Origin of the sequence: Pseudomonas tritici (genome assembly GCF_014268275.3) — a bacterium.
GTDB lineage: Bacteria > Pseudomonadota > Gammaproteobacteria > Pseudomonadales > Pseudomonadaceae > Aquipseudomonas > Aquipseudomonas tritici.
The window spans coordinates 2,510,455-2,534,371 of sequence record NZ_CP077084.1 but is presented as its reverse complement, the minus strand read 5'-3'; the positions used below and the strand labels follow the sequence as shown (position 1 = coordinate 2,534,371).

Here is a 23,917-nt window from a genome sequence, read left to right as displayed (position 1 = left end):
CGCCATCCGGCCCGACCACTGCAAAGGCTTTAACCATGGTTACCATTGTTCGACGCAGCCACGCCTTCGCCGGGTTGCTGTTTGCTGGTTTGTTGGGGTGGGCACTGCCGTCAGCGGCGGCCGAGCCGCAGGCAACACGCAGCACCGTCACCGACTTGCTCGGACGTCAGGTCAAGGTGCACCTGCCGGTCAGGCGCGTCATTCTGGGGGAAGGTCGTCAGTTGTACCTGGTTGCCGCGCTGGATACGCAAAACCCGATCGAGCGAATCGTCGGCTGGCGCAAGGACCTGATCCAGTCCGACCCGGACACCTATGGCGCTTACCTGCGTAAATTTCCCGACATCGCCAAAATCCCCACCTTCGGCGGCTTTGAAGATGGCACCTTCGATATCGAGCAGGCCATCTCCCAGCATCCCGATGTGATCATCCTCAATATCGAGGCCCAACATGCTACCGAGGATGCGCGATACATCGAGAAGCTCGACGCCCTGGGGATTCCGGTGGTGTACGTCGACTTTCGCAACCACCCGATGCAAAACACCGAACCGACCATGCGCCTGTTCGGCCAGTTATTCGGCAAAGAAGCACGTGCAGAAGCCTTTATCGACTTTCGTAACCAGCAGATCCGTCGTGTCACCGACGTGATCAAAGCGCAGCACCCTTCGCGCCCCGCCGTATTCATCGAGCGCATCGGCGGCTACACCGACGATTGCTGCCTGAGTTTCGGCAATGAAAACTTTGGGCTTTTCGTCGATATGGCAGGCGGCAACAATATCGCCAGAGACATAATTCCCACCACCTTCGGCCAGTTGAACCCCGAGCAAGTGATCGTCGCCAACCCGGAGCAGGTGGTGGTCACCAGTGCCAACTGGGAAGCCTTTGCCCCCGGTGGCCATTGGGTCGGTGTGGGCCCCGGTGCCGACATGGCGCAAGCCCGGCGCAAATTGGCCTGGTACACCCAGCGCCCGGCCTATGCCGGGATCAAGGCGCAGGATGACCAGGCGTTCCATGCGATCTGGCATCAGTTCTACAACAGCCCTTATCAGTTCGTGGCCATCCAGCAGTTGGCCAAGTGGTTTCATCCGACATTGTTTACCGACCTGGACCCTGAAGCCTCGTTTCGCGAATTGCACGAGCGATTCCTGCCGGTGCCCTATGAGCCTGGGTACTTCGTGAGCCTCAAGCCATGAGCGCCGTGATTCAACGCGACACCTACCGGCGCCTGGTGCTGCGCAAGCGCCTGATCCTCGCGGGCCTGGCCCTGCTGCTGTCGTGCAGTGTGCTGCTTGACCTGGCTCTGGGGCCGGCGAGCTACAGCTTCAATGAGGTGCTCGGTGCACTCTTTGCGCCGGACAGTGCGCCGGCACAGGTTCGCGTGGTGATGTGGGACATCCGCCTACCGATCGCCCTGATGGCGGTTGCCGTGGGTGCGGCGTTGTCACTGGCCGGCGCGCAGATGCAGACCATCCTCAATAACCCGCTGGCCAGCCCCTTCACCCTGGGCATTTCCGCCGCCGCCAGTTTTGGTGCGGCCATGGGGCTGGCGTTTGGTGTGGCGCTGTTTCCATTAGCGGCGCAGTACATGGTGCCGGTCAACGCGTTCATCATGGCCATGCTTTCGGCGCTGCTGATTCACTTTCTGAGCATGCGTCGCGGAGTCACCGCAGAAACCATCGTGCTGCTGGGTATCGCCCTGGTGTTCACGTTTAACGCGTTATTGGCTCTGGTGCAGTTTTTCGCCACCGAGCAAGCCGTAGCGGCCGTGGTGTTCTGGACCATGGGCAGCCTGACCAAAGCCACCTGGCCCAAACTGGGGGTGATCTGCCTGGTGATCGTGATCACCCTGCCGATCTTTGCCAAACGAGCCTGGGCCCTGACCGCGCTGCGACTGGGCGACGACAAGGCCGCCAGTTTCGGGATCAACGTGCGCAGCCTGCGCTTCCAGACGCTGATCATGGTCAGCCTGCTCGCCTCGTTCCCCGTGGCCTTTGTTGGCACCATCGGCTTTATCGGGCTGGTCGGCCCGCATATTGCGCGGATGTTGATCGGCGAGGACCAGCGCTTCTTCCTGCCGGCCTCGCTGCTGACCGGCGCACTGATTCTGTCCGCCAGTTCAGTGGTGAGCAAAACCCTGATCCCCGGCGCCATCTTCCCGATCGGGGTGGTCACTTCACTGATCGGCGTGCCGTTCTTCATATCTCTGATCCTCAGCGGGAAGAAAAACTCATGGTGAAGATTCAGCTGCAAGACCTGGGTGCCCGCTATGGCCAGCGCACGATCATCCGCGGCGTTACCACTGCCGCGTTCAACGGCGGCCAGGTGGTCGCCGTGGTGGGCCCCAATGCCGCGGGCAAATCCACCTTGTTTAAACGCATGGCCGGGCTGATCGATGGGCCTGGACAGGTGATCCTGCAGGACTCGAAAAAGGGCCAGCAAGGCATCTGCTACATGCCCCAGGGCTTGAATGCCAGTGCACGGTTGACGGTCTATGAATCGGTGCTCCTGGCCCGCAAGCAACTGTCGCCGCAATGGACCGTCCACGATGACGAACTGAATCTGGTGGACGAAATGCTCGAGGCCCTTGGCATCAGTGACTTGTCCTTTCGCAACCTCGGCGAACTCAGCGGCGGCCAGCAGCAACTGGTGTCAATCGCCCAGACCTTGGTGCGCGAGCCGGAAATCCTGCTGATGGACGAGCCCACCAGCGCCCTCGATATGCATCGTCAGGTGCAAGTGTTGAACTTCATGAGCGCACTGGCCCGCAAACAGAAGGTGATCGTGTTTATTGCCCTGCATGACCTGAACCAGGCGTTGCGCTTTGCCGACCAGGTATTGGTGATTGCCGACGGCACCGCGCAGGGCAGCGGCGCGAGTCATGAGGTGATCACCGAACACATGCTTCGCGAGGTGTACCAGGTTGAGGCGCGGATTGAGCAATGCAGCCGTGGGCAACGACATATTTTGATCGATGGGATAACTTGACAGCAACCCAACGCGCGCCAGCAAGCGCGACAGACGACTCGCAAGTATCGCTAGAGCGGCGAGCTCCGGCCCCAGCAACATGCGGATTATGGGCGCGGCAATGCATCAAGGTCGTAAGCCTGCACCCCTGCTGGAGGCCGGCGTGATCAGCGGTTGTTTTTTCTGGGGAGCTACAGCAGCGATAGGCGTTTTAGCCGTCTTGGCACGGGAGGATATCGCAGGAGTCGTCGATGGACACTCGTCTGAAGACCTGAGAGGACCCAGCAACAATACAAATTTGAGCCTGTCCGTTAGACAGTACTTAAAACGATACTTAAACGTACCGGATTGGATTGCCCTGGATTTCAGTGTTTTCCCGCAGAAACGAAAAAAGACGCCTAAGCGTCTATTTCGTGGATCCCAGTGCCCAATGGACATCCGCAGATCAAATTTTGGAGCGGGAAACGAAACTCGTATCTAGCGTCCGACCCATTGAAATCTAAAGGTTTTATTTTCTTTCCGATGCAGGAAAGGACTTAATCCTGGACTTGTTTTTGAAGTGTTTCAAAGGTCAAGAGGGAGTTTATTCCAAGCTGAGGGATTCGCGCCTTCTGCCAATCACCAGAGATGAACCAGGTAACGTCGATGGGCAGATGATTTATTGGTGGGGCAGGCGCCCCCGCGAGGCTCTGAGGTCTTGGATGAACTGCCTGGCCGGATACTCAATGACCAAGGCTGGGCGCGTCAAACTCTGTCAGAAGCCATGAACATATAAACTAACCTGACGCTTACTTCCATCCGCCTCCCCGACAGGGCTTCCCGCACAGGGTACAGCACAGCAGCTCCAGCTTGGGTCGAAAGCCGGCAGAGTGCTCAGCTCAAGTGGCATAACCGAAATTTCGGGTGTCAAGACAGCTACTGGCATACGCTGCCGTTGTTTCGCCTTCCAGTCACCACCTTGATGTGTTAAGCGTATGAGCGCCCGGCGCAGCCTTGTGCGAATATGCCTTGAGTCGTCACAAGTCACATGATCTATTTCGACACGACAATTCGGAAGCGCATATTCATCAACGGGCAGGTTAGGAGTGACAATGGCAAAGGTCTTTTTTTCGTATTCTCACGATGACGAGCAATACCGTGATCAGTTAGAAAAACACCTGGCATCGTTACGCCATGAAAGGCTCATCGAATCATGGCACGACAGGCGAATTCTGGCTGGACAGCATCTTGGAAATGAAATAGACCAACAAATCAATGCGGCCGACGTCATCCTGTTGCTCGTCAGCTCAAGCTTTCTCGATTCTCGCTACTGCTACTCCATCGAAATGGCACGAGCCTTGGAGCGAAATGCCGCAGGAGAAGCACAGATCATCCCGGTGATCGTCCGACCCTGCGATTGGCATTCAACCCCGCTGGGCAATCTGCTCGCTGCACCCAAGGATGGCAAAGCCATCACGACGTGGCCGAATTACGACGAGGCCTACACCGATGTCGCGAGGCAGATCCGAGCTGTGGTGACACGCATGTCACCGTCAGTGAACTCGCCTACCCCGCTTGCCGTTCCAACTGCGCCCTCTTTCCCAGCGTCGGTAGTTGCCCCCTCTCGCTCCAGCAACCTCGCCCTTAAAAAGACGTTCAGTGAATTGGATGCTGATAGGTACTTGCAGGAATCGTTTGACTTCATCTCACGCTTTTTCGAAGGTTCGCTGCAGGAGCTGGAAGCTCGCAATGACGGGATCAGCTGTCAGTTTCGCCGCATCGACGGCAATACCTTCACCGGCGCGATCTATCGCCAGGGCAACAAAGCCAGCGAATGTTCCGTAACACTTGGCGGCATGGGCGGACGAAGTATTGAATTCTCCAGCAGTGCATCTGCTCGTGGTGGCTTTAACGAGATGCTTTCGGTGGATCATGATGATCAATCACTATTTCTTAAGTCACTGGGTATGGCTATGCATGTCTCACGCTCACAAAAACTGACTCAGGAAGGCGGTGCAGAACTGTTTTGGTCAATACTCATCGGACCGCTGCAGCGGTAACTTGCACACGAATTGGAGTGTATGCACTGCATCAAAACACTCACGCTCAGTAGGCCGGGCTCCAGCGTGAGTTCGAACGTTAAACGCGTTAAAAGAAGCCCCGAAGCGATAATACAGCGTAGCTCGCCCTTAGTTCGTAGGCGCCTCCAAGTATCAAAGGCGAAAGATGCTTTTCCGGGCAACAGGCATTGCGCACGAGTCAACGCTGATCGCGGGGGTCGATACCCTTCCCGCCCAGCTCGTACGCCGACGGACTCTCGATCAAGTTGCATAAAGCACCCAGTGAAACAAGCGCCTCGTCAGACGCGCTCTCTCAACACAACTTTTCGTAACAGCGCACTGGCAAATGGGCGCATTGAGCAATACCCTGCCCGTACCGCCCCAACGTTACGAGCTGAAACATGTCAGGGATTGCCATATTTGAAAGCCCACGTTGGCTACGAGATCTTCTCCGCTTCTTGCCGCTGAAGAGCCAATTCGTCCTGTCCGGCAACATCCGCGACCTGCAGGCCAGTGAAGTGACGCCCGGCACGGTGACCGCGCAGAGCTTCAACCAAACCCTCTGTAATGCCCTACTCGATGCTGGCTACACCCAGGTCATCGCCTGGGATCCCGTGTCGGGTTTCCGGGTAGTCGACAAACCCGGTTCCGCCCCTGAAGCCGGCAAGACGTTGCTTCAGGAACTTGGCCTGACTCCGGTAAATGGCGTAGCACCCGCAGGTATCGATCTGCTGGGCGCCACCCTGCCACGACTGGTGGGTCGTGCTGGCGAACCTATCGCGCTGATCATCGACTTCGCCTCGCGCCTGGTGGTTCGCAACGACTCCCTCAGCGCGGCTGAACACCAGCTCTTCACCCAGGCCCTGGTGCAATCCCATCAGGCTCGCAGCCGTCCGGCCACGGAGCTGCGCAAACCGTTCTTCAATACCCTGCTATGGCTGGTGGAAAAAGAAGGCGATTTGCCCGACTGGTTGCTGGTCGACAACCCACGCCTGCGCCACATCCCCGTGTCCAAACCTGATCAATTGTCCCGCCGTGCATTGGCACCGGCGTTGCTCAAAGGGCTCAGTGGCAGCCAGGGCGCCAGCGAAGTGGTCATGCATCAGGCTGTAGAAGCCTTCGTCCAGAACACCGAGGGATTGCTGCTGCTCGATCTCAGCGCCATTGCGCAACTGGCGCGGGTCGAGGGTGTAGCCATGGAACAGATTGCCGATGCGGTGCGCCGCTACAAGATCGGTGTCACCGAGGACCCGTGGCTGAAGATCGACCGTCAGCGTATCCGGCATGCGGACGCGGTCGTCCATCAGCGTGTCAAAGGCCAGGAGCATGCGGTGACGCACATGCTCGACATCGTCAAGCGTGCGATGACAGGCGTCGGCGCCAGTCGCAAGGGCAACCGTCCACGGGGCGTAGCCTTTCTCGCGGGACCGACCGGCGTAGGCAAGACCGAACTCGCCAAAACGATTACCAGCCTGCTGTTCGGCGACGAAAGTGCATATATCCGCTTCGACATGTCGGAGTTCAGCGCCGAGCATGCCGATCAACGCCTTATCGGCGCACCGCCCGGCTACGTCGGCTATGACGTCGGCGGTGAGCTGACCAATGCTATCCGCGAGAAACCGTTCAGCGTGGTGTTATTCGATGAAATCGAAAAAGCCCACCCACGGATTCTCGACAAGTTCCTGCAGATCCTCGACGACGGGGTGCTGACTTCAGGCCGCGGTGATCGGGTGTACTTTTCGGAGGCCCTGATCGTGTTCACTTCCAACCTGGGAATCTATCGCCAGGGCGACAATGGCGAACGCGTTGCCAACGTCCTGCCTGACGAAGCCTTCGAGCAAGTCCAGGAGAAGGTGCACAGCGAGATCGACCGGTATTTCAAGCTCGTGCTCAATCGTCCAGAAATCCTCAATCGAATCGGCGAAAACATCATCGTCTTCGACTTCATTCGCGAAGGCGTTGCAGTGCAGATCTTCGAACAAATGGTCAACGCCACCTTCGACGACCTGCAGGGACAGAACCTGTTTATCGAATTGGCCCCCCAGGCACGCCAGACACTGCACAGCCTCTGTCTGCAGGACCTGTCCAACGGTGGCCGGGGCATCCGCAACCAGTTAGAGGCACGCCTGCTCAATCCCCTATCGCGGGCACTGTTCGATCAGGACGCGCAACCGGGCGAGCACTTCACGATCACCGAGTTGGACATCACTGGACTGAAGATGGAACGTCGCTGAACATGGACCTTAGCCTGTCGCGCATGCATTTTCCGGTCACTACCCTCGGCCCGGGGCGGCGTATTGGTATCTGGTTCCAGGGCTGCAGCATCCGCTGTCCAGGATGCATCTCTGCCGATACCTGGGGGCCAGGGCACAGACGCTTGTCGCTGGAGCAACTGCTTGAACAGATAACCCCCTGGCTGCACGAGGCCGAAGGAATCACCATTTCCGGAGGGGAACCGTTTGACCAGTTCGACGCCCTGCGATCACTGCTCGAAGGCCTGCGTCGGCTCAGCGAGCTCGACATCCTGGTCTACAGTGGCTACTCCCTGGAGCAACTCAATGAGTCGTTGCTCCAGACCAAGGGCTTGATAGATGCCTTGATCAGCGACCCTTATATCGAAGCACTCAGTCAGACCATGGCCTTGCGCGGCAGTGACAATCAACGCCTGAGCCTGCTCACGCCACTGGGCCGGGCACGCCTGGGTCATTACGAACGCCCGCTCGAACCCGCCGACAAGGCGCTCGACCTGATGTTTGACGAAAGTGGCAGCGTCTGGATGGCCGGCATCCCACGACGTGACGATCTATTGCGCTTACGCGATCTGCTGCATGAACAAGGCCATCATTTACAGATCAGCGCACACGCGTCGCGACGCCGCTGAGTGGAGCACACCCCATGATACGTTTCTGCCCTAACTGCAAAACCGAGCGCGCCCTCCAGGAAATGTTCTGCGAAGGGCTCATTCAGGAACAACCCTGCGGCTGGGACCTCGCTGGCGAACCCATTCGTGCCGCCGGCTGGCGGCCGCAAGCCGTCTTCACTGAGGAAACCCTCCCGCCAGTCAGTCCGGCTCAAGGGAATGTCCCTGACCTGCTCTGCGAAAATGGTCACCCGATGGTCGATGGCGACCTGATGTGCCTTGAATGTGGCAGCTCACTTGCGCAAGTAACGTCCTACGACGCCCAGCCAGACAGCAGCGAACCAGAGGGCATCGCCCAGACCCTGATCGATGGTTGGCGGCTGATTCGTCAGATCAGCAGTACCGACGGCGTGCGAGAACGATACCTCGCCAAGCACGAGGAAACCGCGCAACAAGCGGTCCTGACCCTGTATCGACCTGGCGCCGAACCGGACCCGGCGATCTATGATGTGATCCGCCGACTGCCACGCGAGCACGTCCCCGAAATCATTGCCACCGGCCGCTGGGATGACCGTGCCTATGAGGTCATTGAAGAACTCACCGGCGGGAGCCTGGCAGAACTTGGCAGCGTGATCCGCGACAGCGACAGCGTGCACCATGTGGTCAACGAACTGGGCCTGGCGCTGCACGCTTTCAACGAGGCTGGCCTGCGCCATCGTGACCTGCGCCCAGCCAGCCTGCTGGTACGTTCCCGCGAACCGCTGGACCTGGTCATCAGCGGCTTCGGCTCGGCACGCCTGTCCGAGTTCGACCTGGACATCGTATCGCCACTGGAAACCAGCCGCTACATGGCGCCCGAAGCCATCGCAGGCGGCGTTGCGGCTGCCTCGGACTGGTGGAGCCTGGGCATGATCCTGCTTGAGCAACTGACCCAGGGCGCCTGCTTCGACGGCATCAATGCCAATGCATTTCTTATTCACGTGCTGGCCAACGGAGTACCGATCCCCAACGACCTCGACCCGCGCCTGCACCTGCTGCTGCGAGGTCTGTTGGCGCGCGACCGTCATCAACGCTGGCAATGGCCACAGGTCGAAGGCTGGCTCAACGGTATTACGGTCGAGGCTCCGGCCTCTTCCGTCCAGCAAACGGACGAAGGTGAAGGTGCGACCCTGCTGCTGGGCGAGCGCCGCTTCCACAAGCCCGGCGTATTCGCCCTGGCGGCAGCCCAGGCGGATAACTGGCAACAGGCTCTGGACCATTTGCTGCGCGGTGTGATCGTGACCTGGGCCGAGCAGGTCAGTCTCGCCCCCTCTCTAGTCGCCGGCTTGCGTCAGGTCGTTCAGCACGAAGGGATCGAGGACGATTTCCGTCTAATGCTGGCGCTGAGAATCCTCAATCCGGAAATCCCGTTGATTCATCGTGGCGACATCGTCACACCAGGATGGCTACTGGAGCACCCACTGGAAGGCTATCGTCTGATCAGCGGGTCGGTCCCGGACCTGCTTGAGCAATTGCAGACCGACAACTGGCTGTCGCGTCTCAAATCCCGCGCCGAAAACGTACGTCAGCGTGCCCTGCACCAACACATCGAGTTGGTCGAAGAACAACTGCGGATATTCCTGCTATCGACCTCGCGAGCCAAGCTGTCCACGCAATGGCAAGAGCGCCAACGCCTGTTTCCAGACACCGACCATCCGGGACTGAGCTCTCTGTCGGAGCGCCGGGTGATCGCCGAAGAAGACCTGATCGTGCTGCTCAGCGCGGCGATCAGTCAGTTCCGTTCGGGGGCCTCAATCGTAGAGGCCGCCGCCGAGCTCGCCAGGGCTGCCGATGTCGGTTGGTTCGACTCCGAAGCGGCAACCCAACTGCTGTTGCATTCGCGACTTGAGCTGTACCGCAGTGTCGATGAACGCATCCAAGGCTTTGCCCGGTGTGGCGTGCCGGCAGTGGACGAGTGGGCCGAGCAGTTCCGCCTGGAGCGACGTATGCCGTTGGCCCAGGCACTGGTGTTGCTGGCCATCCCGTCCAGTCATTGGCTGGAACCACAGAAACAGCAGTACGTCTCACAGATCCTCGACTTCTTCGAGAAGAAGGTGGTGACCGCAGTGATGCGCGGGCCACTGGTGCGTATGAGCATCGGCAAGACCACCGCACGGGTCGACATCAGTGAACTGAACAGCGAGCGCAGTCCGGCCGCGGCTTTGCTCGATCACCTGCTGCAACGTAATGCCCGGGCAGTGAGCCTCGACCCAGAGAGTTTTCAGCTCAACGGCCAGCTGGAATCGCGCCTGCATGCCCTGTACCGGCAAAGCGCGCTGTACAAACGCGACACCGGCATCGACGGCCTGTACCTGGGCTTCCCTTTCCTGCTCAATCGCGACCCTCGCGGCACCACGCGCACACGGATTATCCCGCTGCTGCTATGGCCAGTGAAGCTGCTGCTGGAACTGGGTTCTCGTGGTCACGCCGCCTTGGCGTTTGACAGTGAGCGCGAGGAAGTGCGGCTCAACCCCGCGTTGGAAAGCGTGCTCGGCGCCGAAACCTGCAAACGTTGGCGCAAGACCGTCGATGAACTGCTGGGCCGCTCGTCAATTCGTGCGACGGATGTGATGGACGCCTTCGGCATGCTCGCCACCATTCGCTCACGCGCCCTTGGCAACCTGCCCGCCAGCAGCGTGGAGATCGCGCCCTACCAAGACGAGCTGGACTGCGCGGCGGTGCTGTTTCACGTGACCTTCATGGGACAAGCCATCGGGGAGGACCTGCGCCAACTGAAAACCCTGTCGCCCGCCGGTACCGGCCTGGAAACGGCGTTGCGCCTCAAGACCGCCGATGAAACCACGCACGAGACACCTCCAGGCGAGCTGCAACGCTATTTCACCGTGGCCAGCGACCCCTCCCAGGAAGCGGCCGTGATCCAGGCCCGACAAAGCCCGGGACTGCTGGTCGAGGGGCCGCCTGGAACCGGCAAGAGCCAGACCATCGTCAACATGGTCGCCGACGCCATCGGCCGCCAGCGCAGCTTGCTTATCGTCTGCCAGAAGCATGCGGCGCTCGAGGTGGTGTACAAACGCCTGGTCGCCGAGGGCCTTGGCCAACGCATCGTCATGCTCAATGACGTGAACCGAGACCGCGAGCCCGTCATCCGCGGTATTCGCGAACAACTGGAAAGCCTGTTCACGAACGGCAGCCAGGCTCAGGGCTGGCAGCGCCAGCGCGAGCAGGTCGCGGCCCGCATCGAGGCCCTGGAGGGCGAGCTCGACCGCTTCCACCAGAGCCTGCATCGCCTGGATGAGAATACCGGCCTCAGCTATCGCAGGCTGCTCGGCGAGTTAATTGAATTGGAATCCGGCCCGGCCCCGCTCGAGTTTCCGGCCCTGCGCCAACGCCTGGCCTCCTTGGACCTCGCCAGCCTGACACGCTTGGAAGAAAGCTGCGCCCCTCTGATTCGCCTGTGGTTACCCGCACGCTACGAAGGCAGCCCATTGGCCCAGTTGCAGTCGTTCGCCGCCGACCGGGCGACTTTGCAGGCTTTCACCGACAATCTGCACAGTTTCACCCAAGCCGAACACAACCGTCAGGCCACGCTGCAAGCACACCCTGCCAGCTTCGAAATCGACGACCCGGCGCCGTACCGTAACTGGATAGCGGCCCATGTCGCTGCCCTGCTCGACCTGAAGCAAGAGCAACGTCTGCGCCTTGCGCGCTGGCTACCGCTTTTCCGCAGCCGCGAAGCGGACCAACCTCCACGGGGAGAGTCGATTCTCGGTGAACTACAGCAACTGGATCAGCAACTCGGCCAACTGGATCAGGACCACTACGCCCCCGCCTTGTCACCGGCCCTCTGCCTGCTCGAAAACAAGGCCCTCAGGCATCTGGATCAAGACTGCACCAAGGTCATGGCAACCCGGTCCTGGTTGGCGAACATCAACCCGATGAATCTGTTGCGGCGCAACCGACTGCGCAATTTCCTTCAGGGCCAGGGAGAAAGCCGTGTTATTGAAGCACTACCAACCCTACAGGCAGCCATCCGCCTTGAAAGCCAGTGGCGACCATTGCGCGCCGAGTTGAGTACGCTGCACCAGGCGTTGGAACTGGAAGCTGTGAGTCAGCAAGCCTGCCTGGAATTGATCAGCTTCGTGAAGAGCGACATCCGCCACCTGCTGGAAATCCAGGCTCTGGCCATGGCGCTGGCGCAATCGCCTCGCGCTCGGCAGGCCGACGAGGCCGCCCTCGCCGGCGACAAACACCATCTCGAGGCGCTGCTCAGCGATCTCGATGCTTCGCTGATGCGCCATGGCGTTCGCCAATCCAGCCTCGAGCAACTCAAGATACTCGGCGACTGGCTGGGCGAAGAACTGGTGCAGCAACTGCAGCACGCCATCGAGCACAATCTGAGCAATCAACTGTCTCTTGATCGGCTGCATGAAGCGCTGCCCTTCCTGGCCGCCTACCAGGCATTCCGCGGGCGCGCCGCTCAGTTGACAGCAGCCGACCTGGAGCTGCTCGCATTGCTGCGCCAACGCCAGGAACAGTTGGACAACATTGCGCCCGAGCAACTTGAAGCCGAAGTGCGGCGCCTGCTCAACCGCGAAGCCCGACTGGGCTGGAAACACCGCGTAGAGCAAACCAATCCCGAACTGCTGCTCAGCCAGGACGAAGCCCGCGCCAAAGTCGGCAGCCTCGCGCAAGCCGACGCACAGATGCGGCTGCTCAATCGTGAGCTGCTGGCCAAAGGCATCAACCTCGATAACCTGGGCAATCGCAAACAATGGGAGGATGTTACCCGCCTGACTGGCAAACGCTCGCGGCGCCTGCGTGAATTCATCGAACTGGGTAGTAACCTCGGTTTGATGAGCCTGCGTCCGGTGTGGCTGATGAACCCGGACGTCGCCAGTCGTGTACTGCCGCTCAAGGCAGGCCTGTTCGATACAGTCATCTATGACGAAGCCTCGCAGATGCCGGTTGAGTTCGCCCTGCCGACCCTGTTCCGCGGTCAGGTCACTGTTGTCAGCGGCGATGAAAAGCAAATGCCGCCGACGGCATTCTTTTCCAGTCGCATCGAAAGCGACGAAGCCGAAGTGTTTGACGGCGACGAACCTGACGACGACGCGGATGAGGAACAGCGCGAAGCGTTCGAAGACACTTGGAACCGTCGTGAGATCAAGGATTGTCCCGACCTGCTGCAGCTGGCGCGCAACGCCCTGCCCAGCACCACATTGCAGATCCACTACCGTTCGGCCTACCGTGAACTGATCGGCTTTTCCAACGCTTCGTTCTATGGCAATCGCCTGAACGTTCCGGTCCGTCACCCGCAGGCGAACATCCAACGCATTAAGCCGCTGGAGCTGATCCAGGTCGGCGGGCTGTATCAGAACCAGAGTAACGCCCAGGAAGCCGAACGGGTCGTCGAGTACCTGAGCGAATTGTGGCAGAAGCCCTACGACCAGCGCCCTTCGGTGGGTGTCGTCACCTTCAACCGCAAGCAGGCTGACCTCATCGAGGAGCACTTGGAGCAGCGTGCAGAGCAGGATGAACTGTTCCGCGCCGCCTACGCCCAGGAGCGCGAGCGCAGCGAAGACGGCGAGGATATGTCGGTGTTCGTCAAGAACGTGGAGAACGTGCAGGGGGATGAACGCGACATCATCGTCTTCTCCTCCACCTTTGGGCGCAACAGCCAAGGCACATTCCGCCGTAGCTTCGGCGTACTGGGGCAGACGGGGGGCGAACGACGCCTGAACGTGGCGGTGACCCGCGCGCGTCGCAAGGTGGTGATGATCACGTCGATGCCAATCGCCGATATCTCGGACATGCTAAACACGCACCGCGCGCCCAACAGCCCGAGAGACTATCTGCAAGGCTATCTGGAATATGCTCGCGCGCTCTCCTCGGGCGAGTTCAGCAACAGCACCAAGTTGCTGGAGCGCCTGCAGACCGACCGCAGCAGCAGCCAGCGTCGTGAGCAAGGTCAGCAAAGTGATGGTTTTGTCAGGCTGGTCGGTGAATTCATTCATTCCCTGGGATGGCAGGCGGCTCCCGCCAGTGAAGGCGACGCTTTCGGGCTCGATTTCGCCATCGAGAATCCAAGCACGGGCCTGTACGCAATAGGCATCGAGTGCGATGCGCCTTGCCATAATCTGTTGGAACGTGCCCGCGCCCGGGAAATTTGGCGCCCGTCCGTGCTGCACCGCGCCATCCCGCACATCCATCGTGTGTCGTCGCAAGCCTGGTATCACAGCGGCGACAGCGAACGCTCACGACTGCGTGAAGCAATCGAATACGCCATGCAAGCCGAGCAACCGCCGCAACCCAGCCCTACTTCAGTTGATACGGAAATCTGCCAATGAGTGGTCCCAAGGTCGTTCGCATTGTTACCCGCGAAGAAATCATCGCCATTTGTGAGGGCCACATGCAACGCCTGGAACGCGCCGTGGACCGCTGGCAGACACAGGCCACAAGGCTGGGCGAACTTAGTGACCAGGAGCGCTCAGCCTTCCTGGAGCGACACACTCGCCTTCGCACTCTGCTGGCAGAAGACCGATTGGCGGAACTGCAGAAGGCCGTACCAGTGGAAATCGAGCACCTGCGCCGTGACCTGGAGGACCGCGAAGAACGCGCGATAATTCGTGCCGCCGAGCGACGCCAACGCGACCGACGCGTCCAGGAAAACGCAAAAACCCTGCTTGACGCCTTGCAAGCCAACCCCGAAAACGTCGATAAGGCCTTGCTGGAGTCTCTCTTACGACTGGCCAGCGGTGCCAGTCGGGAAGATGCCGAACGTCTGCTAGCCGAGGGTTTCGCCCACTTGAGCAAGGCAAGCGAGGAGCCAGCTCTGAGCGATACCCAACGCGCCCTGGCGCAGCAACTCAAGGTCGACGAACCCGAGGTTTCCCTGCGCGAATGGATTGCGGCCCGGGAACCGGATGCAACGCGCGACGCACGGCTGCTACGCATTGACCGCCACATCGTGGAGCTGCAACTGTTGCAAGGCGCTGAATGTGCCGCGCCGTTCCTCTTGGCACTGGAAAGAGCTGAAACGCAAACCGATGCTAAGCGACGCAACCTGCTGCTTGACAGCCTAGTACTCGACCTCGCCGCGTCCACCCGAAACTTCCGACGCCAACGCGAGTGTCTCGAACAACTGCAGGATCTGGCCAGCGAAGTCAAAACCTACACAGGCATCGAACACGCGACCCTGCTCGATCATATTGGCGCTTTTACAACCGACACCGAGCTTTCGATAACCACCGGATTGATCGAGCAGTGTAAAGCGCTTATCGCTTCCCACTTACAGGACCAGGCCGCCCTCGCCCGCCGCGAAGCCGTGCTCAGCGGCTTGGCCAGCCTCGGCTACGAAGTGCGCGAAGGCATGGCGACTGCCTGGGCAGAAACCGGCAAGATCGTACTGCGCAAAGCCGCTACCCCCGGTTATGGAGTGGAAGTGGGTGGAAAAGCCGACAATGGCCGCCTGCAGGTTCGCGCTGTAGCCCTCAGCAGCGATCGCGATAGGGCACGGGATCGCGACATTGAAACCATCTGGTGCGGCGAATTCCAGCGACTGCAGGACTTATTGAAAGACAAAGGCAGCGAGTTACTCATAGAGCGTGCGCTTTCGGTAGGCGAAGTCCCACTTAAAGAAACGAATATTTCCGAGCCGGGCGTAGAAACAATTACTGCTCAGCAAAAGACACTTCATAAATGAACCGCTAACTACAGGCGCCTTGACCTCAATCGAACTCCAGCCCTTGAGGGTGTCCTTCTTGGAAACTGAACGTCCAAGACAGGGTCCGTTTTTTGGCCAAAAGCATCCTATCGAAATGAGTGCGGGTATTTCTCAGGCACAAAAAAAGCCACTCATTTGAGTGGCTTTTTCTGAATGTTGGAGCGGGAAACGAGACTCGAACTCGCGACCCCGACCTTGGCAAGGTCGTGCTCTACCAACTGAGCTATTCCCGCGTCTTGGTGGTGCGCATTCTATAGAAATATCAGAACCCGTCAACCCCTTGATTCAAAAAAGTTTTATTTCTTTTCAACAGTGGTACGCAGATGCGGCCAGGCGGCGCGCAAATACTGGAGCATGGACCACAAGGTCAGGCCGGCGGCGATGAGCAGCAAGGCATAGCCGGTCAGGACCCAGAAAGAGAAATCCGACGGGTTGGCCAGCAGAATCACCAATGCGAGCATTTGCGCGGCGGTTTTCCATTTGCCCATGTTGGAGACGGCCACGTGGGCGCGGGCGCCGATTTCAGCCATCCATTCGCGTAGGGCCGACACCACGATCTCGCGGCCGATGATCACCGCAGCCGGCAGGGTCAGCCACAGGTTGCCGTGTTCCTGCACCAGCAGGACCAGGGCGACGGCCACCATGAGCTTGTCGGCCACGGGGTCGAGGAACGCGCCGAACGGGGTGCTCTGCTCCAGGCGACGTGCCAGGTAGCCGTCGAGCCAGTCGGTGGCGGCGGCAAACGCAAACACCGAGCTGGAGGCCATATAGCTCCATTCGTACGGCAAATAGAACAACAGAATGAAAATAGGGATAAGCAGGACGCGTAGAACGGTGATCAGATTAGGGATATTCATCGGCACAACTGGCTACGAGGTGGAAAGGGCATTCTATTCGCTATGCAGGTTCGCATAAATCAACTCAGCGAGCTTTTTACTGATACCGGGTGCTTTGGCTATTTCGTCAATGCTGGCACGGGACAGCTCCTGCAAGCCACCAAAATGTTTTAGCAAGTCGCGACGCCGTGTCGGCCCAACCCCCGCCACCCCTTCCAGGGTTGACGTTCGCCGGGTTTTACCTCGGCGGGCACGGTGGCCGGTAATGGCGAAACGGTGGGCTTCGTCGCGGATCTGCTGAATCAAATGCAACGCAGGCGAGTCGCCCTTCAAGGTGAACTCGTGGGCGGCATCATTCAAGTACAACGTTTCGAAACCGGCTTTGCGTGTGGCGCCCTTGGCGACGCCGAGCAGGATCAGGTCGGGCACGGCCAGTTCGTTGAGCACATCGCGAGCCATGGACAGCTGGCCTTTGCCACCGTCCACCAGCAGGATATCGGGCAGTTTGCCCTCGCCTTCCTTCAGCTTGCTGAACCGTCGCGTAAGGGCCTGGTGCATGGCCGCATAGTCATCGCCAGCGGTGACACCTTCAATGTTATAGCGCCGGTAATCGGATTTGATCGGCCCTTCCGGCCCGAACACCACGCAGGACGCCACGGTGGCCTCGCCGCTGGAGTGGCTGATGTCGTAGCACTCAAGACGCTGTGGCGGCTCGTCCAGGTTGAGGACTTCGGCCAGGGCATCGAAGCGTGCTGCGACATGCTGTCGATTGGCCAGGCGCGCTCCCAGGGCCTGTTCGGCATTGGTCACGGCCAATTGCTGCCAGCGCGCGCGGGTGCCGCGTACGCGGTGGCTGATATCCAGCTCGCGGCCGCGCAGTTCGTGGATCGCCTCGATCAGCGTGGGGAAGTCTTCATGCACCACGTTGACGATCAGCTCCGCTGGCAGGTCGCGCTCGGGGCTGCTGACGTAGTACTGGCCAAGGAATGCCGCCATGACTTCGGCGACCTCCTCGTCGATACCGGTCTGCGGGAAGAAATTCTTACTGCCCAACACCCGCCCGCCACGCACGCTGATCAGGTGCACACACGCACCACCCGGGTTAACGAAGGCTGCGATCACGTCGACGTCGCCGGTGCCGCCTTCCATGCTCTGCTGGTCCTGCACGCGACGCAGCAGGGAGATCTGATCGCGCAGTTCGGCGGCCTTCTCGAAATCCAGGGTGCTGGCAGCTTGCTCCATGGCGCTGGAGAGTTCGTCGGTGAGCGCATTGCTGCGTCCTTCGAGGAACATCACCGAATGGCGCACATCCTCGGCGTACTCGGCCGGCTCAACCAGTCCCACGCAGGGTGCCTTGCAGCGTTTGATCTGGTACTGCAGACACGGCCGGGTGCGGTTCTTGTAGAAGCTGTCTTCGCACTGGCGCACAAAAAAGGTCTTTTGCAGCAGGCTCAGGCTTTCGCGGATCGCGCCGGCGCTGGGATAGGGTCCGAAATACTTGCCCTTCGACTTCTTCGCGCCACGATGAATGCTCAGGCGTGGGAAATTACCGTCGGATAAATACACGTAGGGGTAGGATTTATCGTCACGCAGCAGAATGTTGTACGGCGGCCGCCATTCCTTGATCAGCGTCTGCTCGAGCAGCAACGCCTCGGTTTCATTGGCGGTGATGGTGGTTTCGACCTGGGCGATACGCGCCACCAGCGCAGCGGTCTTGGGCGCAAGACCGCTCTTGCGAAAGTAGCTCGCCAAACGGTTCTTCAGGTTCTTGGCTTTGCCGACATACAGCAGGCGCGCCTCACTGTCGAACATGCGGTACACGCCGGGGCGGCCACTGCAGGTCGAGAGGAAAGCACTTGGATCAAACAATGTGGTCATGTCAGGCGCTGGCGTCCACCATGCCGTGGCGCACCGCGAGCAGGGTCAATTCAACATCACTGCTGATGGCGAGCTTCTCGAAAATGCGATAGCGGTAGGTGTTGACGGTCTTGGGCGACAGGCACAGCTTGTCTGAAATCGTCTGCACCTTCTGGCAACCGACAATCATCAAGGCGATCTGGATTTCCCGTTCCGACAGCGCATCAAATGGCGAGTCGCTGGTGGGCTGGAAGGATTTGATGGCCAGTTGCTGGGCAATCTGCGGACTGATGTAACGCTGGCCCGCAAATACCAGGCGAATCGCTTGCACCATCTCCGCCAGGCCTGCGCCCTTGGTCAGGTAACCGGCCGCACCCGCCTGCAACAGGCGTGTCGGGAACGGGTCCTCTTCACACACGGTCACCACCACGACTTTGATGTCCGGGTGGCTGCGCAACAACTTGGTCGTGGCGCCAAGACCACCGATACCAGGCATCTTGACGTCCATCAGCACCACATCGGGTTTCAACTCCCGGGCCTTGATCAGGGACTCTTCCCCGGACTCGGCCTGGCCGACTACTTGCAGGCCATCGATGTCAGCCAGCATTCGTGTAATGCCTGTACGAACGAGATCATGGTCATCGACTACTAGCACCCTAATCAAGCAGACACCTCGCGATATGGTCTTATAGGTTGCTGAACACCTTAGCAAAAAACCTAGGCGCAGACCTAGCTGCAAGCGTCATATATATAGCGTTAGCACACACAGTAGCCGCCCAGTGCGGGCCGGACGGCTCAATTTTCTGGGCAACAGGTCAGGAATCCCGGGGCTACGGCATGGTTTTACCGTTATGCGTCACACAATGCTCGGCAAGGCTAGACGTCAAACGACGGATTGCAGCCTGGTCTTCCTTGAACATCGCGCGGTAGTCCCCCAGTACTTTTTCTTCAATCTGGCTGAGATTCTCCAGTTGAAGCGGCGTGGTTTCACCGGTCAGCACGTACAACACGTCTACACCTCTTTCGGCGACACGCGACAAGTAGTCGGCCTTGGGCGCTCGCCCTCCGCTTTCGTACTTACCCTGTGCGTTGGCTTCAACACCGCCAATTTCACCAAACACTTTTTGCGACAGGCCAAGTCGCTCCCTTTCTTGTCTCAAACGCGAACCAATTCCACTCATTTGAATGCATATTCCTGTTTGACACGTTGAAGCGACAACAAGAAAGTCGCCTGCTGTACCCAGTATGCGCTTATTAGAATGGACCACAGGGATTAGCTCGATTGACAGGCACGCTCCATGCGCCAGAAGCAATCCTCTTCACCCACAACGTTCAGCCCACTGCGCTGATAGAGCTGCCTGGCAGGATTACCCTTGAACACCGTCAAGCGTAACAAACCCAAGGCTTGAGCCTTGATTGCCATCTGCTCCAATACCCAACTGCCCGCGCCCAGCCCGCGACACGCCTCGAGCATATGCAACTCACGGATATAGAGCGCGCGACTGTCGCGGCTCAGGCTGATAAAACCCAGCACGACGTCATCATTGCAGATCAGCCAGTTTTCACGGCCCGCCCAGGCAACATCAAAGCCATCGTTGGACCACACCAGGCCGTATTGCACGTAGTAGCGGCTCATGGCTTCGAAAGTCAACGTCCGCGCGAACGCCAGGTCGTGGTCCGTCGCCGCGCGCAAGTGGAACGCCATTTAGAGAGCAACCACTTGGCCAGCCCACACGTCGTCAACACGACGGGCAATCACCAGCGCGTCGCCAACACCGGGAGCGGCGGCCAGCAAACCGCCATCAGCCGCCCAGATGGCGCTGCGACCGGCGCAAACATAGCCACCGGACGGACCGCCATGGTTGGCCATCAACACCAGCAGGCCATGCTCAGCCGCATAGCCCTGGAGTAACGCGCTGTCCGTTGCGTAGCCGCCCTCGCTCACCAGCACGCCAGCGGCGTAGACAGTGGCGCCCGCCTCCGCCGCCAGGCGCGGATGACTGGCGTGGGAGAAGTCCGCGCACACGGCCAATGCTATCTGCTCATCCTCCCACTCGAGGGCCGCACCGCCCTGGCCCGGGACGAACGCAACCTCTTCGCCTGGGTGCAAATGCTGCTTGGTATAGAGCGCCAGGGAGCCATCCGCGCCCAATACCAGCGCGCCAATCAACACACCGGCATCGGGTGCGAGGCGGACAGGCATTCCCACTACCGCCGTCAATCGCAACACCCGGGCTATTTCACGCAGCGGCGCCAAGACTGGGTCATCTGGCGTAATCGCCAAACCGGCAGCCAATGACGGCTCGTACCCGGTCAACGACAGCTCGGGAAATACAAGTAATTGCACATTATGTTCGGCCGCCACGTGCATGAACGCCACGTGCCGTTCGATATTGGCCGGCACATCACCCGCAATGGAAATGGATTGAGCCGCAGCAAGGGTCAGGGCAGTCATGGTCGCGTCCAAGCAAATTGTTGAAGTGTTACAAGCATATCCCGGCCGATAGCAGTAAGTACCCCGGCACGATAGAAATTTCTGATTGAATCCCCCCGCGTGCCTCTAGTAAGCTGCCCCCATCATTTGGAGACATACCGTGTTGCAACTCACCCACACTCAGGTTTGCCCTGCTGCCAGCGCCCCGCGCCTGGTATCGGCTACCCGCGTGAACGGTTCGAGCGCAGCGGCATGCTTTTATTTTGGGTATTGGTTTAGCCACTGGCGCGCCTGATACCTGAAATCGGCGCCCACTACTCAAGGGGTCGCCTACCAGAGAAATCTAACCCCCGGTCGGCTCCCCGACCGGGGGTTTTGTTTTTTCAGGCCTCCATCAATTTTGCAAGAACACTTAAAGGACTCATGACATGAACTACGCCACCTATTACCGCTACGACACTTCCACTGCATGGCGATTTAGCAAGCTCCGCTCGGGACAGCCTGCCGCCTCCGATCGGTCACCTATTGGTGGCACACCAGCACACGTAGCCGATACGGCCAATTGTCGAACACCCCAGTAGGGCAGAGCGCGCGGGAATAGCCCGCCGCTTGCCCAGGAAGCCTTGAATATGAACACTGCCACCGCCGCCCTGCCCCTCTCTGCCCTGACCAGCGCCAATGAAGCCCTGACCCAGCGCCTGCCCAGTGCGCTTGAGTTGAAACACAAGCTGCCGCTCAGCCCGTTCCTCAACGAGCAAGTCCACGCCCATCGCCAAGCTGTGCGCGCCATCCTCAATGGCGACGATTCACGGTTGCTGGTGATTGTCGGCCCGTGCTCGATCCACGATCCGAAATCGGCCATGGAATACGCGCGCAACCTGAAGAAGCTCGCGCTTGAAGTCAGCGACCAGATGCTGCTGGTGATCCGCGCCTACGTCGAAAAACCGCGCACCACCATCGGCTGGAAAGGACTGGCCTACGACCCCCATTTGGATGGCAGCGATGACATGGCTGCCGGCCTCACGCTGTCGCGCGAACTGATGCGCGAAATGCTGCGCCTGGGCCTGCCGGTAGCCACCGAGTTGCTGCAACCCATGGCCGCCGGCTACTTCGATGACCTGCTCAGTTGGGTCGCGATTGGCGCGCGCACCACCGAATCGCAGATCCACCGCGAAATGGCCAGTGGCCTGGGCATGCCCGTGGGTTTCAAGAACGGCACCGACGGCGGTGTGGCGATTGCCTGTGACGCGATGCGCTCGGCTTCACACCCGCACCGCCATTTCGGCGTCGACAGCCAGGGCCACCCGGCGATCATCCAGACCCCGGGCAACCCCGATACTCATTTGGTACTGCGCGGCGGTCACCGTGGGCCGAACTACGATGCGCAAAGCGTGGCGCAGGTGAAGCACGACTTGGCCAAATCCAAGGTGGCGGCGCGGATCATGGTCGACTGCAGCCATGCCAACAGCGGCAAGGACCCGTTGCGTCAACCGGCCGTATTCAACGACGTACTGGAGCAACGCCTGCAGGGCGACACCGCGCTGATCGGCATGATGCTCGAAAGTCATCTGTTCGAAGGTTGCCAGCCGTTGAGCGCGTCGATGAAGTACGGTGTGTCGGTGACCGATGGCTGCCTGGGCTGGAGCGGCACCGAGCAACTGCTGCGCAGTGCGGCGGAGCGGTTGCGCGAACAACACAAAGCCAACTGACGGATGGAGATAAAAATGTGGGAGCTGGCTTGCCTGCGATCGCGGTACATCAGCTACAGACTTGTAGCCTGACACGCCGCCATCGCAGGCAAGCCAGCTCCCAGGCGCTATTCGTGACGTGGGGTAAAAAGTCCTTTTCGGATTCGGCGGTTTTTCCAGAGGAACGACGAGCGGATACTCGACTCCATTGTTTACACCCCTTCTGGAGTTACTGATGTCTATCCCAACGCAAAACGTTCCGGCCTTCGGCCTAGGCACCTTCCGCTTGCAAGGCCAGGTGGTGATCGATTCTGTCAGCACCGGCCTGGAACTGGGCTACCGCGTCATCGACACCGCGCAGATCTATGAGAACGAAGCAGACGTCGGCCAAGCCATTGCCGCCAGCGGCATCCCGCGCGATGAGCTGTTTATCACCAGCAAAATCTGGATCGCCAATTTCGCCAGAGGCCAGTTGATCCCAAGCCTGCGCGAAAGCCTGAGCAAACTGAAAACCGACTATCTGGACCTCACCCTGATCCACTGGCCATCGCCGGAAGACCAGGTATCTGTCACCGAATTCATGGGCCAACTGCTGGAAGCCAAACGCCTGGGCCTGACCCGCCAGATCGGCATCTCCAACTTCACCGTCGACCTGATGAAGCAAGCGATTGCTGCCGTTGGTGCCGAGAACATCGCCACTAACCAGATCGAACTGCACCCCTACCTGCAAAATCGCAAGGTCGTGGATTTTGCCACCGCTCACGGTATCCAGATCACCTCCTACATGACCCTGGCCTACGGCGAAGTGCTCAAAGACCCGGTGATCGAGCAAATCGCCGAGCGCCATCAGGCTACCCCGGCGCAAGTGACGCTGGCTTGGGCCATGCAACTGGGCTACGCGGTCATCCCATCGTCGACCAAACGTGCCAACCTGGAAAGCAACCTCAGGGCCCTGCAACTGACCTTGAGTGCTGCCGACATGGCGCAGATTGCCGAGCTGGAGCGCGGCCACCGCCTGACCAGCCCGAAAGGTATCGCACCAGAGTGGGACTAGGCCCCGGCCACGGGCGCGCGCGATAACTCCCGCAGCCACGGTAAAACCCGCAGGCCGGTGGTGGCTGCGGGTGGGTCGATGATGTCCATGAAGTGTTCGAGGTTGACGCTATCCGGCACGCCGGGCAGCCGCACCAGCACCGCCGGCGTTGCGTCGGCGGTGGCGTCCATATCCAGGCTCAGGTCCTGGTGATCGTAGACCAGCACATGATGCGCCTGAGGTTGAAGCCCGCAAGCGTGGACCGCCAGCCCCGCATTGATGATCAGCACGTCAAAGGGTTGGGCCGGGATAGCAGTGAGTAGCTGGACCTCTTCGAAGGTTTGCACCGGTACGATCCGGTGATACCCCAGCTTGTTGAGCATTTTCTCGATGTACAGGCGTTGCAGGTGTTGCTCATCGGCAATCAGGATAGTCAGTGCTTTGTTTGGCATGGCAAACCCCTGGGCAGGCAGTGCTCGTCAGTGA

Annotated in this window: 17 protein-coding genes and 1 tRNA gene; 10 read left to right on the top strand and 8 right to left on the bottom strand. The window is 59.7% G+C overall.

The window, feature by feature from the left end; translation table 11 throughout:
• The first annotated feature begins 35 nt into the window (after nt 1–35).
• From HU722_RS11400 to HU722_RS11365, 8 genes are all read left to right on the top strand, one after another.
• Nucleotides 36–1,190 carry an ABC transporter substrate-binding protein gene (locus HU722_RS11400; RefSeq protein ID WP_065872290.1) on the top strand — a complete coding sequence of 385 codons (1,155 nt, stop codon included), beginning with the start codon at nt 36–38 and terminating at the stop codon, nt 1,188–1,190.
• Nucleotides 1,187–2,233 (top strand): FecCD family ABC transporter permease, encoded by a 1,047-nt coding sequence (locus HU722_RS11395; RefSeq protein WP_065872291.1) that lies wholly within the window; start codon nt 1,187–1,189, stop codon nt 2,231–2,233. The genes HU722_RS11400 and HU722_RS11395 overlap by 4 nt, the downstream gene beginning before the upstream one ends.
• Entirely contained in the window at nt 2,227–2,982 is a 756-nt protein-coding gene (locus HU722_RS11390; RefSeq protein WP_065872292.1) for an ABC transporter ATP-binding protein, read from the top strand. The genes HU722_RS11395 and HU722_RS11390 overlap by 7 nt, the downstream gene beginning before the upstream one ends.
• Before the next feature lie 1,070 nt (nt 2,983–4,052).
• The gene (locus tag HU722_RS11385) at nt 4,053–5,000 is read left to right on the top strand and encodes a toll/interleukin-1 receptor domain-containing protein (protein WP_065872293.1); all 948 of its coding nucleotides are present in this window, start codon (nt 4,053–4,055) and stop codon (nt 4,998–5,000) included.
• 401 nt (nt 5,001–5,401) lie between these two features.
• Nucleotides 5,402–7,234: an AAA family ATPase gene (locus HU722_RS11380; RefSeq protein ID WP_065872294.1), complete on the top strand. Its 1,833-nt coding sequence runs from the start codon at nt 5,402–5,404 to the stop codon at nt 7,232–7,234.
• Between the two features lie 2 nt (nt 7,235–7,236).
• Nucleotides 7,237–7,881 (top strand): 4Fe-4S single cluster domain-containing protein, encoded by a 645-nt coding sequence (locus HU722_RS11375; protein ID WP_065872295.1) that lies wholly within the window; start codon nt 7,237–7,239, stop codon nt 7,879–7,881.
• Nucleotides 7,882–7,895: 14 nt separating this feature from the next.
• Nucleotides 7,896–14,207, top strand: a complete 6,312-nt coding sequence (locus tag HU722_RS11370; RefSeq protein WP_186753050.1) for an AAA domain-containing protein — start codon at nt 7,896–7,898, stop codon at nt 14,205–14,207.
• Nucleotides 14,204–15,562 (top strand): coiled-coil domain-containing protein, encoded by a 1,359-nt coding sequence (locus tag HU722_RS11365; RefSeq protein ID WP_225930684.1) that lies wholly within the window; start codon nt 14,204–14,206, stop codon nt 15,560–15,562. The genes HU722_RS11370 and HU722_RS11365 overlap by 4 nt, the downstream gene beginning before the upstream one ends.
• A 178-nt stretch (nt 15,563–15,740) precedes the next feature.
• Here HU722_RS11365 and HU722_RS11360 read toward each other — a convergent pair.
• The 7 genes from HU722_RS11360 to HU722_RS11330 all read right to left on the bottom strand — a co-directional run bounded on the left by HU722_RS11360 (nt 15,741) and on the right by HU722_RS11330 (nt 20,731).
• Nucleotides 15,741–15,816 (bottom strand) — tRNA-Gly (locus tag HU722_RS11360).
• Nucleotides 15,817–15,879: 63 nt separating this feature from the next.
• A complete protein-coding gene (gene pgsA / locus HU722_RS11355; RefSeq protein ID WP_049708976.1) occupies nt 15,880–16,440 on the bottom strand; it encodes a CDP-diacylglycerol--glycerol-3-phosphate 3-phosphatidyltransferase in 561 nt (186 codons plus the stop codon).
• Between the two features lie 33 nt (nt 16,441–16,473).
• Nucleotides 16,474–18,297, bottom strand: a complete 1,824-nt coding sequence (uvrC, locus tag HU722_RS11350) for an excinuclease ABC subunit UvrC (RefSeq protein WP_065879970.1) — start codon at nt 18,295–18,297, stop codon at nt 16,474–16,476.
• A gap of 1 nt (nt 18,298) precedes the next feature.
• Nucleotides 18,299–18,940 (bottom strand): response regulator transcription factor GacA, encoded by a 642-nt coding sequence (gene gacA, locus HU722_RS11345; RefSeq protein WP_003190387.1) that lies wholly within the window; start codon nt 18,938–18,940, stop codon nt 18,299–18,301.
• Nucleotides 18,941–19,106: 166 nt separating this feature from the next.
• Nucleotides 19,107–19,457 carry a helix-turn-helix domain-containing protein gene (locus HU722_RS11340; RefSeq protein WP_065879971.1) on the bottom strand — a complete coding sequence of 117 codons (351 nt, stop codon included), beginning with the start codon at nt 19,455–19,457 and terminating at the stop codon, nt 19,107–19,109.
• Nucleotides 19,458–19,549: 92 nt separating this feature from the next.
• The gene (locus HU722_RS11335) at nt 19,550–19,981 is read right to left on the bottom strand and encodes a GNAT family N-acetyltransferase (protein ID WP_065872299.1); all 432 of its coding nucleotides are present in this window, start codon (nt 19,979–19,981) and stop codon (nt 19,550–19,552) included.
• The gene (locus tag HU722_RS11330; protein WP_186753051.1) at nt 19,982–20,731 is read right to left on the bottom strand and encodes a carbon-nitrogen hydrolase family protein; all 750 of its coding nucleotides are present in this window, start codon (nt 20,729–20,731) and stop codon (nt 19,982–19,984) included.
• A 608-nt stretch (nt 20,732–21,339) separates the two neighbouring features.
• On the opposite strand from HU722_RS11330, the gene HU722_RS11325 reads away from it, so the two are divergent.
• Entirely contained in the window at nt 21,340–22,419 is a 1,080-nt protein-coding gene (locus HU722_RS11325) for a 3-deoxy-7-phosphoheptulonate synthase (protein WP_065872301.1), read from the top strand.
• 214 nt (nt 22,420–22,633) lie between these two features.
• Entirely contained in the window at nt 22,634–23,452 is an 819-nt protein-coding gene (gene dkgB / locus HU722_RS11320; protein WP_065872302.1) for a 2,5-didehydrogluconate reductase DkgB, read from the top strand.
• On the opposite strand, the gene HU722_RS11315 is transcribed toward dkgB, so the two are convergent.
• The gene (locus tag HU722_RS11315; protein ID WP_065872303.1) at nt 23,449–23,883 is read right to left on the bottom strand and encodes an ANTAR domain-containing protein; all 435 of its coding nucleotides are present in this window, start codon (nt 23,881–23,883) and stop codon (nt 23,449–23,451) included. The genes dkgB and HU722_RS11315 overlap by 4 nt on opposite strands.
• Between the last annotated feature and the right edge of the window lie 34 nt (nt 23,884–23,917).